The sequence below is a fragment of the Paenibacillus sp. GD4 genome (assembly GCF_030846225.1).
Classification (GTDB): domain Bacteria; phylum Bacillota; class Bacilli; order Paenibacillales; family NBRC-103111; genus Paenibacillus_G; species Paenibacillus_G silviterrae.
Genome location: NZ_JAVCYK010000001.1, coordinates 353,492 through 368,909, shown reverse-complemented (window position 1 = coordinate 368,909; position 15,418 = coordinate 353,492). Strand labels below are relative to the sequence as shown.

The following is a 15,418-nucleotide window of genomic DNA, read 5'->3' as shown; positions in this document are numbered from 1 at the left end:
GGGAGAGGAAGCATCCGATAATGAACGCACATGAAATCGATTATCAAATTAATGGTTCGGAGATGCAATATGTGGAGATCGAGCTCGATCCGGGCGAGAGCGTCATTGCGGAAGCGGGCAGCATGATGATGATGGACCAGAGCATCCAGATGGAGACGATCTTTGGCGACGGCAGCGATCAAGGCAAGGGACTCATGGGCAAGCTGTTTGGTGCCGGCAAGCGGCTGCTTACAGGGGAAAGCCTGTTCATGACCATCTTTACCAATCGCGGTTCCGGTAAGGAACGGGTAAACTTTGCTTCACCTTATCCGGGACGAATCCTGCCTATGGATTTATCCGTGCTTGGAGGTAAGCTGATCTGTCAGAAGGATTCCTTTCTTTGCGCAGCAAAAGGCGTATCGATCGGCATTGACTTCCAGCGCAAGCTCGGTGCGGGCTTCTTCGGCGGAGAAGGCTTCATCATGCAGAAAATCGAAGGCGACGGTCTTGCGTTCGTGCATGCCGGAGGTACAATCTGTGAGCGCGTTCTGAAGCCTGGGGAAATGATCCGGGTGGATACAGGCTGCTTGGTAGCGATGACCCAAGAGGTCGATTACGATATCGAATTCGTAAAGGGCGTCAAAACCGCGCTGTTCGGAGGCGAAGGACTCTTCTTCGCTACGCTACGCGGACCCGGTCGGGTATGGATTCAATCGCTTCCCTTCAGCAGGCTGGCAGATCGCGTGCTGAGCGCTGCAGGACCGGGCGGCCGCAAGGAAGAGGGCAGTATTCTGGGCGGACTCGGCAACTTGCTTGACGGAGACAGATAAAAAAGGCTATCATTCAGTTACAACCTTTCCCTGCAGGTTCTTGCGGGCAATTATTCGAAAGAGGTGCTGTTAGATGGCATATAATCCACAAGTCGTCGATGCCAAAATTGTGAGTCATAATCCGAAAAACGGATTGTTCGAGGTTGTTGCCGAATTAAAAGACCGTACCGTCTGCCGTCTTACTTTTGAAATCGGCTCGGAAGGACAGCCGCCAAGAGTAACGCACATTAACCGTATGGAGAAAGAGCCTTGCCCGATCTGCCGCAAGGATTTCCTGTGCAATTGCATGTCGAAATTCGTTGTGCCGATCTCGGATCAGGCGCTGAGCTTAACCGGAACACCGTAAGGAACAACGGAAACCCGCAGGCGCTGCTAAGCCTCGCGGGTTTTCTTCTATACTACCGTTCGAGGTCAGGGAGAGAGAGCCATTGTATCGCTTATTACTATATCTCGGACTTTCATTTCTCCTGCTCCTAACCGTTTCGACCGGCGCCGTCTACCTGCTGATGAGGTCGACTCACTTGCAGGATACTCGGCAAAGTCTTCAATCCTGGCAGAAGCAAACCAATGCACGTATTGAGCAAAAGGTAGGCGAGCTGGATCTCCTAGCCCGTCATCTCGCAGGCGAGACGGCGGTTCAGCGCTTTACCCTGAGCGGCGGCAGTACGGAGGACAAGCCGGCGAGGGAGCTACTGGACGCCTTGCTGCGCAGCTATGCAGGCGACGTCAGTTATGTGAACGAGCTTTGCTTGATTCGGGCACAAGACAGCGGAGTCTTCTGTACTCCCATTGATCCCGGAGGAGTCCAGCTAAGCTCACAACCGCTTCCCGCGATGACGAGAAACGAGCGACTTCTGTTTCCAGCCGTGCAGCAGCCAGGGGAGCAAAGCCGCGCGGCGGAGCTCATTCATGCAACACCGGTGTGGGATCGCGGCTCCGGCGTGGTGAAGGGGGTGCTGCTGCTCTCGGTGAACACGAGGAAGCTGCTGCAGGACATCTTCGAGGGTCCGGCGATTTCCAGTCTGCTGTTATATGATGAGAAGGGAACGCTGTTGTTTTCCCGTCATCCGGAGGACCGGGAGGATATCGGCTCCCGCATCATCACTCCAGCCGACTATGATACGGGTTTGGTACAGGAAGGAAGCAGGTATGCCTTTCGCGAAAGGCTCGATGTTCCGCAGGTGGCATGGTACACTAGAGTGGAAGCGGTTACGCAGTTTTCTTTTTACGAACGGAAGCTCCTCTATATGACTCTGACGATTTACGCTGCGGGTTTCATGCTGCTGCTCTTAATAAGCTGGTTTTTGTATAAAAAGCGGTTTGCCGGACCGCTGGAGCGATTGCGTATTCTCATGAAACGGGCTGAACTCGGAGATCTGAAGGCCTATTGGATCGGAAGACAGGCCGGCGAGCTGAACGAGCTCGGCGAAGGCTACAATCAGATGCTGAACCGTTTGGAGGAGCTGATCAAGCAGGTTAAGCGCGAGGAAGGCTTAAAGAAGGAAGCGGAGATGGAGGCGCTGAAATATCAGCTGAATCCGCATTTTTTATACAATACGTTAAATACGATAAAATGGGTTGCCAAAATGCACCGCACGCCGCAAATCGGCGAAGTCGTAACGGCACTCGTTCGCTTGCTGCAGGCAAGCCTCGGCAAGAAGGGCGATTTCATCACGGTTCGGGAAGAGGTCGAGCTGCTCCGTGATTATATGCATATACAAACCTTTCGTTATGGGGAAAAGATCAAGCTGAGTATCGAGGTAGATCCTCTATCGAGCGACTGTCTTCTGCCCTGCATGCTGCTTCAGCCTCTAGTGGAGAATGCGATTGTGCACGGGATTGAGCCGGCGAAGAAGGACGGCCTCATCTCCATTCGGGTGTGGGTGGAGCCGGAGAGGGACCTGCTGATCTGCGAGGTGGAGGATAACGGGATCGGCTTGAACGAGCCCAGGCAGGAGGAAGCGGCGGGAGGCAGGGCCGCAAGCGGGGTCCGCGAGCGAATGAGCGGCATCGGACTACAGCATATTCGTGAGAAAATCAAGCTGTACTATGGCAACGGGTACCATATGCATTTATTCGGTAAGCCGGGGGAGGGAACGCTTGTGCGTTTAACGCTTCCCGTACATCATAGCGGAGGGTAGCACGCATGAACGTATTGATTGTCGACGATGAGCCCATCATCCGGCAGGTGCTAAAGACAATGATGGATTGGGAAGCCCATGGCTTCTCCTGGCACGGTGAAGCGGAGGATGGCGCGGAAGCGCTCAAAGCGGTGAAGGAAGACGGCGTGGATATTGTCGTCACCGATATTTTGATGCCGCGGATGGACGGCCTTGAGCTGATCAAGCAGCTCCAGGAGGAGCGGTTTGACGGAGCGATGGTGGTGCTCAGCTGTCTTGATGACTTTCATTATGTCAAGCAGGCAATGAAGCTGGGCGCACACGATTACATTCTAAAGCCGACCATGGAGCCCGAGTCCTTGATGAAGGTGCTGCTGGAGGCGAAAGAGGCGCTGCTGGAAAAGCGCCGGGGAAGGCTTGAGCGCGAGCTGTGGCGTGAAAGCAGTGAACGCACCCGGGCGGTACAGCTCGGTCTATTACTTAGACCTTGTCTGGAAGGCAGTGCTTCTCAAGAAGCTATGGCGGAGCTTCAATCGGCGCTTTTCCCCGCCCAGTCGGCTCCTGCCTATGCTTCCATGCTTTTGCGTCATGCAGGAGACGATCAGCTTGGGACGGAACGTGCATGGCCGGAGGCGGAGGTATGGTGCCCTCTCGGAGAGCGGGAGGTATTGGTGTTATGTACCAGTCATTCAGAAGCTCCGGAAGGCTTGTTCCTGACTTATGCAAGGGAGTGCTGGGGTCTTGCCGCTAAGGAGTGTGAGATCAGCTCGGTGGGAGGCATTGCGACGCTGCGGGAGCTCATTCTTGCGTATCGTCGGCATCTGCAGATACACCGAAGCCGGTTTTACGGAATTAATTTCTCCGCGGATGAGCGGACGGAAGCATCTCTGCCGATGGAGGAGCGGCATAATCTGCTCCGTGCCGTAGCAGGTAATAATCAGGAGGCGGTGACGCATTGGACGGGAGAGCTTAGCCGCAAGCTTCAGGCGGAGCGGCCGATGCCGCGGCGAGCCGTTGCCTTTCTGAAGGAGACGGCGGCTTTGGCGGCAGCGATGACCCGTAGAGAGACTCCGGAGTTTGAAGAGCTGAACCAGTTGGCCTTAGGGGAGGCATTTCTGCATCTTGCCGGCGTGATGGCGTGGTTCGAAGAGGAGCTCTCCTTATTGATGCGCAGCTCAGCCCTCGATGGGAGCGGGAGCGGACAGCGAAATCCGTTTATCCGGAAAGCGACGGACTACATGCTGGCGCATTTCCACCTGCCGATCAGCACCTCCGATATTGCCGAGCATGTACGGCTTAGCCGCAGCTATTTAAGCGATCTCTACAGCAAGGAGACAGGAGAGCCGTTATCGGAGGCGTTAACCCGGATTCGCATGGAGGCGGCGAAGCGGATGCTGGAGGCGGGGAGCGGCAAAGTGTACGAAATCGCCGAGGCGGTCGGCTTCTCCGATGCCAAGGCCTTTACGAAGACGTTTAAACGTTACACCGGCTGCAGCCCGAAGGAGTACGCAGACCGGGCCTAGAGTAGGGACGATGTCCAACAAACAGACACCTTTTCCAACAAATTGGTGTCTGTTTTTTGTTTCGGAAAAAGTTTACAGTAAAGTAAGATAACGCTTACATGTATAAATGGGGAGGATCAGGCTTCTATGGATTATTCATACCCGGCAGCGGCGCAAGAGCCCATTATTGAAGCTGCCCATGTTACGCGCACCTTCGGCAAAGGCTCCTCCGCCGTGCATGCACTCCGCGGTGCCAATCTGTGCATCGCCCCCGGCCGGTTGGTGGCGCTGAGGGGACGCTCCGGCTCCGGCAAAACCACGCTGCTTAACATGCTCGGAGCTCTTGACCGCCCTACGGAAGGGGCGATCTACTACCGTGGGCAGGAAATGTCAGGTTGGCCGGATAAGAAGCGGAACGAATTTCGTCGCACACAGCTCGGACTCATATTTCAATCGTTTGCGCTGGTTCCCTTCATGTCGGCCTACGAGAATGTGGAGTTTGGACTTCGCATTGCCGGCATCGCGAGCGGCAAGCGCAGAGAATATGCTGAGCAGGCGCTTGAATTCGTAGGCTTAAAGGCCCGGATGAAGCACCGGCCTTACGAAATGTCCGGAGGAGAGCAGCAGCGCGTGGCAATTGCTAGAGCTATTGCTCACAGGCCCTCCTTGCTGCTCGCGGATGAGCCGACGGCAGAGCTTGACAGCAAGATGGGGCTGCAGGTCATGAAGGTGTTCAAGGATTTGGTGCATCAGGAAGGGATGACGATCATACTGACTACGCACGATCCGGCGATCATGGAGATTGTGGATCAGGTGTACGCATTGGAGGATGGACACATTGTGGAAGAATAAGAGGCTGCGGGCAGGCCGTCTGAAGATCGCAGTTCCTTTGCTGGTGTCGATAGCGCTCACCGGCTGCGGTTTGCTGCCGAAGGAGGAGCAGGCGCTAAAGCCGCCCTTGGTAAAGCCGGTCAAGGAAAATTTCGAGCTGTATGAGGTGAAGCGAGGCAGTATTAAGAAGCAGGTCAGCGGCGTGGCGACCTTTGCCTCGGATCGGCTGGAGTATTTATCGTTTTCAGAGTCGGGGGGGCGGCTGGCCGCCATGCATGTCAGTCTCGGCAGCACGGTGAAGGCGGGGGATGTCGTAGCTGAGCTGGACAAGGGCGACCTGCTGAACCGGGTAAGGCAGCAGGAAATTAATTTGGAAAAGGCCCAAATCGCGTTGGAGCAGGCGAAAGAAGAGAAGCGCGGCGACGCGATGGCCATTCGGCTTAAGGTGCTGGACGTAGAGAAGGAGCAGCTCGGTCTGGACTCTTTAAAAAAGCAGCTGGAGAAAACGAAGCTCGTCTCCAAGGTTGACGGAATTGTTACGTACATAGACCCTATTAAGCAGGGCGATGCCGTAACGGCATATAAACAGCTTATCACGGTTGCTGACCCGACGAAGATGAAGCTGGCCTATGAATTTTCAAATATGAACGATTTGACGGGAATCCAGGTCGGCATGCCCGCTACTGTAAAGTTCAAATCGAAGGAATACGAAGGGAAGGTCGTGCAAATTCCCGCTACGGCACCGCAGTCGGATATTAAGGCGATCTCCGATAAAAATGCGAAGACCGTCGTCCTTACCGTAAACGGGCTTCCAAGCGAGGTGCAGATCGGCAACAATGCGGATTTCACTATCGTCACGGAGCAGCGATCGGACGTGCTGATCATCCCTAAGGTCGGCTTGCGCTCCTATATGGGACGCGATTACGTACAGGTGCTTGAGGGGGAGAGCCGCAAGGAGATCGATGTGGAGAAAGGGATCGTATCGTCCACAGAAGTGGAAATCCGCAAAGGGCTGAAGGAAGGCCAAAAGGTAATTCTGAACAATTGAGGTGACACTTCGTGGCGTTACTGATCATGATCGTGCGCAAAATGGCCAAAAATAAATGGCTGGAGCTCAGTCTCCTGCTCGGGCTCGTCATCTCTGTCGGGCTGGCCAGCAGTATGCCCATCTATACGAGCGCTATTTTGCAGCGAATGCTGATTAAGGATTTGGAGCTGCAGCAGGAAATGCAGCAGGTTTACCCCGGCGTATTTTGGTCATCAGCCTATTTGACCGGGGAAATGACGTTAGAGCAGGGACTTGAACGAATCAAGGAAACGGACCGATATATGCGCGAGAGCGCGCTGCCGGGCTTTGATCTGCCGATCATCAGCTATGTGATTGAGCGCTCCACAGACCGGTATAAGCTGGCGCCCGCCGATCCGACAAGATTGGACCCTTCCGTTCAGCGTGTCGTCGATGTGGTGGCGCTGAGCGAAATGGAGAAGCACACTGTTTTGAAGGACGGCGCTTGGCCGAAGCCGGAGCCGGTGGATGGAGTCTATGAGGTGCTGGTCGTTGAGGAAAGCTTGACGGGTTTGAAGGCCGTCGTGGGCAATGAATTTGTCATTGAGGATTCGTCCGCACCGGCTGCATTAAAATTTCGCATTGTCGGCGTCGTCGATCGCAAGTCCTTTGACGACCTGTATTGGTATAACGTGCTTTCCTCTTACAAAAGCAGCTTCCTGGTTCCCTTCGAAACGTTCGAGAAGCATTTTACGGAGGACAAAATACTCCCTGTGCGTTCCAGCATCTGGTATGCTGCGGCGGACTACAGCCGGATGACGCTGGAATCCATTACCCGGTTTATCCAGGTGTACAACCGGACGGAAGCATTTTTGATAAATCGTTTCAGCAACGGTACGTCCATGAAGGCGCCTGCGCTTACCACGCTACAGGGCTATTATGCCAAGGAAGAGAAGCTGCGGATGATGCTCTGGTCGCTCAACGTCCCCGTTATGATCATGCTGGGGTATTACTTGTTCATGGTATCCAACCTGATCACGGAACGGCAGAAGACGGAAATTGCCGTACTGCGCAGCCGGGGAGCCAGTCGTGTACAGATCGTCATCGGTTATTTGTTGGAAGGGCTGCTGCTCGGTGCCGTAGCGTTGGCCATTGGCCCTTACCTTGGACTCATGCTGACCAAGGTGCTGGGAGCGTCCAACGGATTTCTGGAGTTTGTACAGCGGGCGGCGCTGCAGGTGAAGCTGAGCGGAGAGGCGTTTCAATACGGCTTCATAGCGGTAGCGGTCTCCGTACTGATGACGATTCTGCCGGTGCTGTTCGCCACGAGAGCAACCATTGTGGGACATAAGCAGCAAATGGCGAGAGGACAGAAGCTGTCCTTCTGGCATAAATATTTGGTGGACCTGATTCTCGTCGGTGTGTCGATCTACGGTCTCATCACGTTTCAGCGGCGTATGGCCGACATGAAAGCGCTTGGACTCGATGCCGCGGATCTTCAGATGGACCCGCTGCTGTTTCTGGTACCGGCCTTGTTCATTCTCGGCAGCTCATTCCTGATGCTTCGCATTTATCCATTGTTGATTCAGGCGATCTACACCGTCGGCCGGAAATGGTGGCCGCCGTCCCTCTATTCAACCTTGCTTCAGGTAGGGCGGTCAAGCACACAATACCAGGCCATTATGGTATTCCTTAGCGTAACGCTTGCAACGGGCATGTTCAGCGCCAGTGCGGCGCGCACCATCAACAAAAATGCAAGCGAGAAGATAATGTACAAGACGGGAGCGGATATCACGCTCAAGATCAAGTGGGAGAATGATGCCCCTCCGGAGCCGATAAGCGGCGGAGAAGCGTCCGAGGAAGAGGAGGCTGCCCCGGCTGAGCCGGTCGTGAAGAAAAAAGTGCAGTTCTCAGAACCGCCCTTCCTTCCTCTGACACAGCTTCCGGGAGTGGAGCATGCGGCGAAGGTGTTCCAGAAAAAGGACGTCGCCTTTACCGTCGGCAAGGATCGGGGCACCGCGCTGCTTATGGGCATAGATACCGACGATTTCGGACGGACGTCCTGGCTGCGGGACGGGCTGCTTGAGCATCATTTCTACGACTACTTGAATGTTCTTGCAGCAGAGCCTTCGGCAGTGTTGATTTCCAGAACGATGGCGGAAACCCACAACCTGAAGCCGGGAGATCGTATCTCGGCGGGCTGGGGAGGCGTGGAGGCCGCGAACTTTACCGTATACGGCATTGTCGATTACTGGCCGTCGTGGAATCCGAACCCTGCATTCGGTTCTCGGCCGTCCGCCACGACTACCGGCAATAACAAAAATGCGAAGGTGCAGTATCCGATGCTGATTGTCGGCCATCTTTCGTATATTCAGAACAATATGGCGCTTGAGCCTTATGAGGTATGGCTCAAGATGAAGGAAGGCAGCTCAAGCCAGACCTTGTATGATGCCTTGGAGCAGAAGAGCATACCGGTCGAGCAGCTGACGGATGCCAGGCAGCAGCTGATACTGGCTAAGAATGATCCGTTTCAATTGGCCATTAACGGCGTTATGACACTGGGCTTTCTCATCTCCATCATTATCAGCTTCTGCGGCTTCTTGCTGTATTGGATCCTGTCGTTGTCCTCACGCGTCCTTCAGCTCGGCATCCTTCGGGCGATGGGGATTTCGTTCCGGCAGCTGATGGTCATGCTGGTCGGCGAGCAGCTGATGACCTCCGGAGCGGCGCTTGGCATCGGGGTCATGCTCGGTATTGTAACGGGCCGCTTGTTCGTCCCGATGTTTCAGCTCTCGCTGCAATCCTCGGCCCAGGTGCCGCCGTTCGAGGTGACCTTTGATCCGCAGGATCAGCTGCAGCTGCTGATTATTGTTGTGATGATGCTGGCGATCGGCTTGACAATCCTTGGATCCATGCTGTCGCGAATTAAAATCCATCAAGCCGTTAAACTCGGTGAGGATTAGAAGGAGGGCTTCCATTCATGATCCACTGTGACAATCTGGTCAAAATTTATAAGGTGGCGGATCTCGAGGTCGTAGCCCTCCAAGGGCTGGATCTGCACGTTGAGCCCGGCGAGCTGATGGCGATTATCGGCAATAGCGGAAGCGGCAAGTCGACGTTATTGAATATGCTGGGCGGGCTCGACCGCCCGTCGGCAGGACAGCTGACGGTGGACGGAAAGGATTTGCTGAAATTCACCGAGAAGGATCTGGTGAAATATAAGCGGGAGACGGTGGGGTTCGTATGGCAGAACAATGCCCGAAATTTGATCCCCTATTTGACGGCTCAGGAGAATGTCGAGCTTCCCGTCCTGCTGAAGGGCAGACGGAAACGGGAACGCGCGTTGGAGCTGCTGGAGGCGGTCGGTCTAAGCCACCGGCGGGGGAATAAGCTGAATCAGCTGTCAGGAGGCGAGCAGCAGCGGGTAGCGATTGCCATTGCGCTCGCCAATCAGCCGAAGCTGCTGCTGGCGGATGAGCCGACGGGCTCCGTCGATACCCGAATGGCCAATCAGATTCTGGATCTGTTCCGCGAGCTGAATCGAAGCATGGGGCTTACCGTTGTCATCGTTACCCACGACCCCTTGCTAGCCAAGAAGGTGGACCGTGTCGTAGCGATTCGGGACGGCAAAACCTCGTCGGAGATCATCCGCCGAAGATCTTATGCCGACGAGCTGGCTGAGCTGGAAGCCGGCGCGTCCGCCGATAACGGGGAGGATACTCATGTGGAGTATGCCGTGATCGACAGGGCGGGACGGCTGCAAATTCCTGCCGACCTGCTTCAATCCATCGGGCTGAAGGAGTCAAACAAAGTGAGAGTGGAGCTGGAGGGCGGCCGGATCGTCTTGGTACCTCCGGATGTGAAGGAGGAGAAGGGAAAGTGAAGCGAAATAGGACATGGACGAAGGCGGTGTTCTCCATACTCATTGCAGCTGCCGCCGGAAGTAGCTGGACAGCCCTGCCGCTGCAAGCGGAGGCAGCGGCGTATCAGCGGGATCAGCTGGAGGAGGCAGCCCGTCTGCCTGCATTGGCGGTCGGGGCCGGAGCTGCCTTTGAGCTGAAGAATGCCGTCATCGTACCGACAGAAAACGGGAATATGCTGTTTTTTACGATCACCGTGGATAATAGCGGCTCACGTCGGGCTTTGTCGTTCCTGGACTACTGGGTGCGGCCGGAGACTGCAGCTGGACTGCAGTTCGAGGCGCAGCTGATTCCTCAGGATAAAGCGAAGAAGGAGATTCCCGCCGGGCAACGGGTCGATTTCTCTTTTTACGCCCCTGTGAACGAAGGGACCGCATTAAGCGAGCTGGGATTCCGCGTGACCCGCTGGAACTATGCCAGCAAGTCGCTGGAGGACACGGTTGGCATGATCTCTTTTCCGGAGGAGGCGCAGCCGATTCTAACCGAATCCGCCGCTTCGCGTACCTTGGCGTTCGGCAGCTTTGCCGTAGACGCTGAGGTCACGCGGTGGCATCTACAGCCCAGGGAGCAGTACGCTTCCGGTGTCATGACGCTGAAGCTGACTAACCGGGGGCAGGTGGGCTTGAAGCTGCCGGGGCTTCAGTTCTCGCTCAAGACGCCATCGGGGCTGTTGTATCCGCTCGAGCCGGTCATTCCGTCCGACAAACAGCTGCTGACCCCTCATGTGCCGGTCCAGCTGCAGCTGAAGGGAGCCATGCTGCCGGCGGACGCTATGCAGGGCGGCCTGGAGCTTCTGATTCAGCAGCCAACGGCGATTACGTCCGAGCAGAAGCTTAACGTTCCGGTGGCGGCATTATTCGTACCCGACGCTCAAGAGCAAACAGCCGCGCTGGGTGATCCGGTCACTTACACGAATTTGACGGGAACGTATTTCTTCCAGGTGGAGAAGCTGCAGCGCTTGCCTTGGGAGGATGTCGATATCTTGAGCGCGGAGGTAGCCCTCTCCCATCATGAAGGAGAAGCCTTACCGTTCCCGGCGATCAAGCCCTATTTTCTCTTGGACAACGGGGTGAAGGTAGAGGCCAAGGCGGTTATGGTTGACCGTGCCCTCGGCGTACCTGCGGAGAAGCAGGTGCACATGCAAATGGTCGCCAAAATTCCTTATACCTATCCGTTCAGCACGGCTCAGCTGGTACTTCAAGAGTCTGGAGACAGCGCGGTTTCTCAAGAAATCGGACGATTCCTCCTGCCTATAGAAGGACAGGCGATCCAGCAAATTCCGCTGGGCGTCAAGCAGCCGATTCTCGGCTCAGGAAGGCAAGCCCGGTATGCGCCCTATCATGTCAATACCTACGTCAACTCCAATTCCAAGCTGGTCGAGGTTCAGGTGGATGCCGAAAATATGGAGAAGCGCGCTGCGCCTGTACCTAAGCTTACCGCTTTCTTAAAGACGCCAAGCGATCAGCTCTTCCCCACGAAGGTCAAAGAGGTGAAGCAAAAGCTGAATCCGAGCGGCCATGCTCTGGTGGGATTTACGGCAGTGGTTCCTAGGGATATGGATACGACGAACCTAAGTCTCTTGATCGGCGAATCGGTGACGGATCAGCATTGGAGCGGTACGGAGGAGAAGCCGGAGCTCTATCTGAATGCGGTGGAAATGGCATTACCCCAGGAACCGGACGGTCCAAAGGACTCATTGAAGGCAATCCAATTTTACCCTTATACGCTAACGCTGAGCAATCTGACCACTTGGCTCGACAGCAAAGAGCTTAAGGTACAATTCAGGTACTTGCTGGAACGGGATTACTACTTCGAGAAGAATACGGACGGCAGCAAGCTGATCATTGAATTCGAGGATAACAAAGGACAGGTTTCCATAAGCGAGTCATTTTATCTGGAGACGGCTCCGGAGGATAAGGACCGCAAGATGACGGTTGGAGAATACGAGTACAAAATGGTCAAGCAGGACAATAATCTGATCTATCGCGTCAGTCAGTTGAAGCAGTATAAAATCAACGTATATCACGAGCTGGACGGCAAGAAGAAGCTGCTCGCAAGCAAAGCGATCGATTGGTTCACCATTATGGACTGATGCCTGTTGTCATGAAGGGCACCCCGCAGGGTGCTTTTTCTTTTTCACCGAAACTATGGTAAAATAGTACAACAATTGCACTGGGCTGGAGGTGGCGGCAATGAAGCTGGGAATCGTCTCGGATACGCATATGTACGGCAGGGCGAAGGCTTTGCCGGATGCGCTCGTGGCAGGATTACGCGGAGTCGACGCCATCCTGCATGCCGGCGATTGGATGGATGAATCGGTGATAGAGCTGTTCGCCGCGATCGCTCCCGTGGACGGGGTGGCGGGCAACAACGACGGTGAGAAGCTGGCCGCCCGCTTGGGACGGAAGAAGCTGCTGACCTTTGCCGGTTACCGCATCGGTATCGTTCACGGTGACGGGGGCCGTTCTACGCCGGATCAAGCGTTTGCGTCTTTTCGATCCGAGGCGGCAGACGTGATTGTTTTCGGCCATTCTCACATACCGTATCTGGAGAACCGCGCGGGTATCCTGCTCTTTAATCCCGGATCGCCCACAGACAAGAGGAGACAGCCCCGATATTCCTACGGGGTGCTGACCTTGGGTAATACAATCGAAGCCGAGCATTATTATTATGATGATAAATCGTCGACGGCCGGCGTATAACGTGACCAGGAGGGTGATCGATATGATCCAATGGAAGGAAATTACAACGAACGTGGAATGGGAACAGCTGCTTGAGGGATCCTCCGAGAAGCCCTTTGTTATTTTAAAGCACAGCACGGCGTGTCCTGTAAGCTTCAACGCGCTGGAGGAATATGAGAACTATTTGGGCAAATCGCCGAACGAGAGCGTGGATTACTTCCTTGTGAAGGTCATTGAATCGCGTCCGGTATCGAATCAAATTGCGGAGGATACCGGTGTGAAGCATGCATCGCCGCAAATTTTATATATTAAAAATAAAGAAACCATCTGGAACACGTCCCATTGGTCGATCACCAAGGCACATATGACTGCGGTTCTGGATTAAGATCTACCTCATGGGAGAGGAGAGATGTCGACGATGAGCGTTCAGACCGTACCTTTTTTCTCCGGCGCGCTTTATGCTCGTAAAACGTGTAACGTCTACTTGCCGCCAAGCTATGCAGCAAGTCTTGATCGACGCTATCCCGTCATTTATTTGCTCCATGGCCTGCACGGCTCGGAGTGGAGCTGGCTCCAGAACGGCAAGGCTCAGGAAACGCTGGACCGGATGATCGGAGAGGGGCAGCTGCGGGAATGCATCGTAGTGATGCCGAGTGACGGAGGCTACGGCACAGGCACATTCTACCTCAATTGGTATGACGGCACGGGTCGGTTTGAGGATTACCTGATCGAGGATGTCATCCCATTGGTGGATGACCAATTCCGTACGGTCGCGGAAGCCTCGCAGCGCTATGTTTGCGGTCTGTCCATGGGAGGCTATGGCGCCTTCATGCTGGCGCTCCGCCATCCGGAGCTGTTCGGAGCGGCGGCAAGCATCGCGGGAGCGATGATTTCTTCGAAGTTCCTTGCTCCGGAATTTCACCGTTCGGATGCGGGACGTATGATCGGTCCGGTCCACGGCGTTTACGCGAAGGAATACGATCTGCACGTGCTGGCGGAGCGTGCCGTAAGCTTGCCGAACCGGCCGGCGCTGCATTTCAACTGCGGCAAAAACGATTATTTATACCCTATGAATGTAGGGTTCCAGTATGTTCTGGAGGCACTGCAATACCCGTTCGAATATATGGAATTTGAAGGGGAGCATACCTGGGATTATTTCGGCGGCCATCTGCCTGAGGCGCTGCAGTTTCTGGAGCGGCAATGGGCCCTAACGGATTGCTAAGCAAGTCCGCATGCAGCTTTCATGCTGTTATGCGGATTTTTTGTTCCTATGGCTCATGCGCTATAATAGTTACATGAAGTGATTTCCTGAAGTGGGGGAATGCTTGTGAAGGTGGCCATCAGCGGAGGTACCGGTTTTGTCGGACAGCATTTGGTGAAGTATTTGCTCGATCAAAAGGCCGACGTCGTCCTGATTTCGCGGACAAAGCAAACGGCAGGCCCGTCGAAGGTTCCCGTGTTGACTTGGTCGGAGCTGGAGCGTGAGCCGCAGCTTCTGGAGGGAACGGATGCCATTGTCAACTTGGCCGGGGAATCCATCAATCAACGCTGGACGGATGAGGCGAAGGAACGAATTATGCATTCGCGTCTGGATGCGGCCCGAAGAATCGGCCTTGCGGTCGACCAGCTTCGCCAGAAGCCTGTGCTGGTCAACGCCTCCGGCATCTCGATCTACGGTGTGTCGGAGACAGCAACATTCTCCGAAGAAAGTGAGCCCCGGATCATCGATTTTCTTTCCGGCGTAGTGGATCAATGGGAGATTGCTGCCGAGCAGATCCCGGCGAGACGCATCGTGCTTCTGCGTGTGGGCATTGTTCTGGGGAACGATGGGGGGGCCTTTCCCAAAATGGCAATGCCATTCAAGCTTGGTGTGGGAGGACGAATCGGAAGCGGCAGGCAGGTGCTCTCCTGGATCCATGTAACCGATATTTGCCGGTTGATCGATTACTGCATTCGTCAGGACAGCTTGGAGGGGCCGGTCAATGCAACGGCTCCTCAGCCGGTAACGAACGATGAATTCGGGAGGACGCTGGCAAGAGTCATGGGGAGGCCTTATGTCTTTCCCGTCCCGGCATTTGCCATGAAGCTGCTGTTCGGCGAGCTGTCGACGCTGCTCCTGGAGGGACAACGCGTGCTGCCGAAGGCCGCATTGGAACACGGGTTTGAATACCGCTATCCGACTCTGGAGATGGCGCTAGAAGATTTGGTAAGAAAGTGATTATGGTTCGGAGGGGTTAGAAAATGATTCGTTATGGCGACCCAGTTGTCGAGGAGCTTATTTTTGAGCGCTTGAAGGCGCGTGTGGAGCCAAGAGATGAGCAGTGGGTGGATGTGGAAATCTCGTTTGCCCTGGCGGACGGCAAGCAGCCGGAGGATGTGGAGGACTTATCCGCATTGATCATATGCACCCGGCGGGGAGATGTGGTACAAATCGTGCCTCAGGACGAAGGCCGCGATTGTGAATTTCAGTTCACGGAAGGGGAGAAGGAGCAGCTGCGGCGGTTTTTTGACGAGCAGGTTCGCGGGCAGTTCCCCTTGTTAGGGTAGGG

At 55.0% G+C, this 15,418-nt stretch carries 14 protein-coding genes; all 14 read left to right on the top strand.

Features of this window, described 5'->3' with window-relative positions:
* Positions 1 to 20 precede the first annotated feature (20 nt).
* The 14 genes from RAC89_RS01615 to RAC89_RS01550 all read left to right on the top strand — a co-directional run bounded on the left by RAC89_RS01615 (position 21) and on the right by RAC89_RS01550 (position 15,416).
* Complete coding sequence (locus RAC89_RS01615) at positions 21 to 809, top strand: TIGR00266 family protein (RefSeq protein ID WP_306611333.1); 789 nt, start codon at positions 21 to 23, stop codon at positions 807 to 809.
* A 73-nt stretch (positions 810 to 882) separates the two neighbouring features.
* Positions 883 to 1,155: a hypothetical protein gene (locus RAC89_RS01610; RefSeq protein ID WP_284639847.1), complete on the top strand. Its 273-nt coding sequence runs from the start codon at positions 883 to 885 to the stop codon at positions 1,153 to 1,155.
* A gap of 82 nt (positions 1,156 to 1,237) precedes the next feature.
* Complete coding sequence (locus RAC89_RS01605; protein ID WP_306611331.1) at positions 1,238 to 2,950, top strand: sensor histidine kinase; 1,713 nt, start codon at positions 1,238 to 1,240, stop codon at positions 2,948 to 2,950.
* 5 nt (positions 2,951 to 2,955) lie between these two features.
* A complete protein-coding gene (locus RAC89_RS01600; protein ID WP_306611330.1) occupies positions 2,956 to 4,452 on the top strand; it encodes a response regulator transcription factor in 1,497 nt (498 codons plus the stop codon).
* Between the two features lie 126 nt (positions 4,453 to 4,578).
* The gene (locus RAC89_RS01595) at positions 4,579 to 5,283 is read left to right on the top strand and encodes an ABC transporter ATP-binding protein (protein ID WP_306611329.1); all 705 of its coding nucleotides are present in this window, start codon (positions 4,579 to 4,581) and stop codon (positions 5,281 to 5,283) included.
* Positions 5,261 to 6,310, top strand: a complete 1,050-nt coding sequence (locus RAC89_RS01590; protein ID WP_373429888.1) for an efflux RND transporter periplasmic adaptor subunit — start codon at positions 5,261 to 5,263, stop codon at positions 6,308 to 6,310. Before RAC89_RS01595 ends, RAC89_RS01590 begins: the two co-directional genes overlap by 23 nt.
* 11 nt (positions 6,311 to 6,321) lie before the next feature.
* Complete coding sequence (locus RAC89_RS01585; protein ID WP_306611325.1) at positions 6,322 to 9,231, top strand: FtsX-like permease family protein; 2,910 nt, start codon at positions 6,322 to 6,324, stop codon at positions 9,229 to 9,231.
* Between the two features lie 17 nt (positions 9,232 to 9,248).
* A complete protein-coding gene (locus RAC89_RS01580; RefSeq protein ID WP_284639835.1) occupies positions 9,249 to 10,151 on the top strand; it encodes an ATP-binding cassette domain-containing protein in 903 nt (300 codons plus the stop codon).
* Positions 10,148 to 12,280 carry a hypothetical protein gene (locus tag RAC89_RS01575; protein WP_306611322.1) on the top strand — a complete coding sequence of 711 codons (2,133 nt, stop codon included), beginning with the start codon at positions 10,148 to 10,150 and terminating at the stop codon, positions 12,278 to 12,280. The genes RAC89_RS01580 and RAC89_RS01575 overlap by 4 nt, the downstream gene beginning before the upstream one ends.
* Positions 12,281 to 12,380: 100 nt before the next feature.
* Positions 12,381 to 12,890 carry a metallophosphoesterase family protein gene (locus RAC89_RS01570; protein ID WP_306611320.1) on the top strand — a complete coding sequence of 170 codons (510 nt, stop codon included), beginning with the start codon at positions 12,381 to 12,383 and terminating at the stop codon, positions 12,888 to 12,890.
* A 22-nt stretch (positions 12,891 to 12,912) separates the two neighbouring features.
* The gene (gene ytxJ, locus RAC89_RS01565) at positions 12,913 to 13,254 is read left to right on the top strand and encodes a bacillithiol system redox-active protein YtxJ (RefSeq protein ID WP_306611319.1); all 342 of its coding nucleotides are present in this window, start codon (positions 12,913 to 12,915) and stop codon (positions 13,252 to 13,254) included.
* Between the two features lie 33 nt (positions 13,255 to 13,287).
* Positions 13,288 to 14,091, top strand: a complete 804-nt coding sequence (locus tag RAC89_RS01560; RefSeq protein WP_306611318.1) for an alpha/beta hydrolase — start codon at positions 13,288 to 13,290, stop codon at positions 14,089 to 14,091.
* Positions 14,092 to 14,196: 105 nt separating this feature from the next.
* Entirely contained in the window at positions 14,197 to 15,087 is an 891-nt protein-coding gene (locus tag RAC89_RS01555; RefSeq protein WP_306611317.1) for a TIGR01777 family oxidoreductase, read from the top strand.
* Between the two features lie 23 nt (positions 15,088 to 15,110).
* Complete coding sequence (locus RAC89_RS01550) at positions 15,111 to 15,416, top strand: hypothetical protein (RefSeq protein WP_306611316.1); 306 nt, start codon at positions 15,111 to 15,113, stop codon at positions 15,414 to 15,416.
* Positions 15,417 to 15,418: the final 2 nt, after the last annotated feature.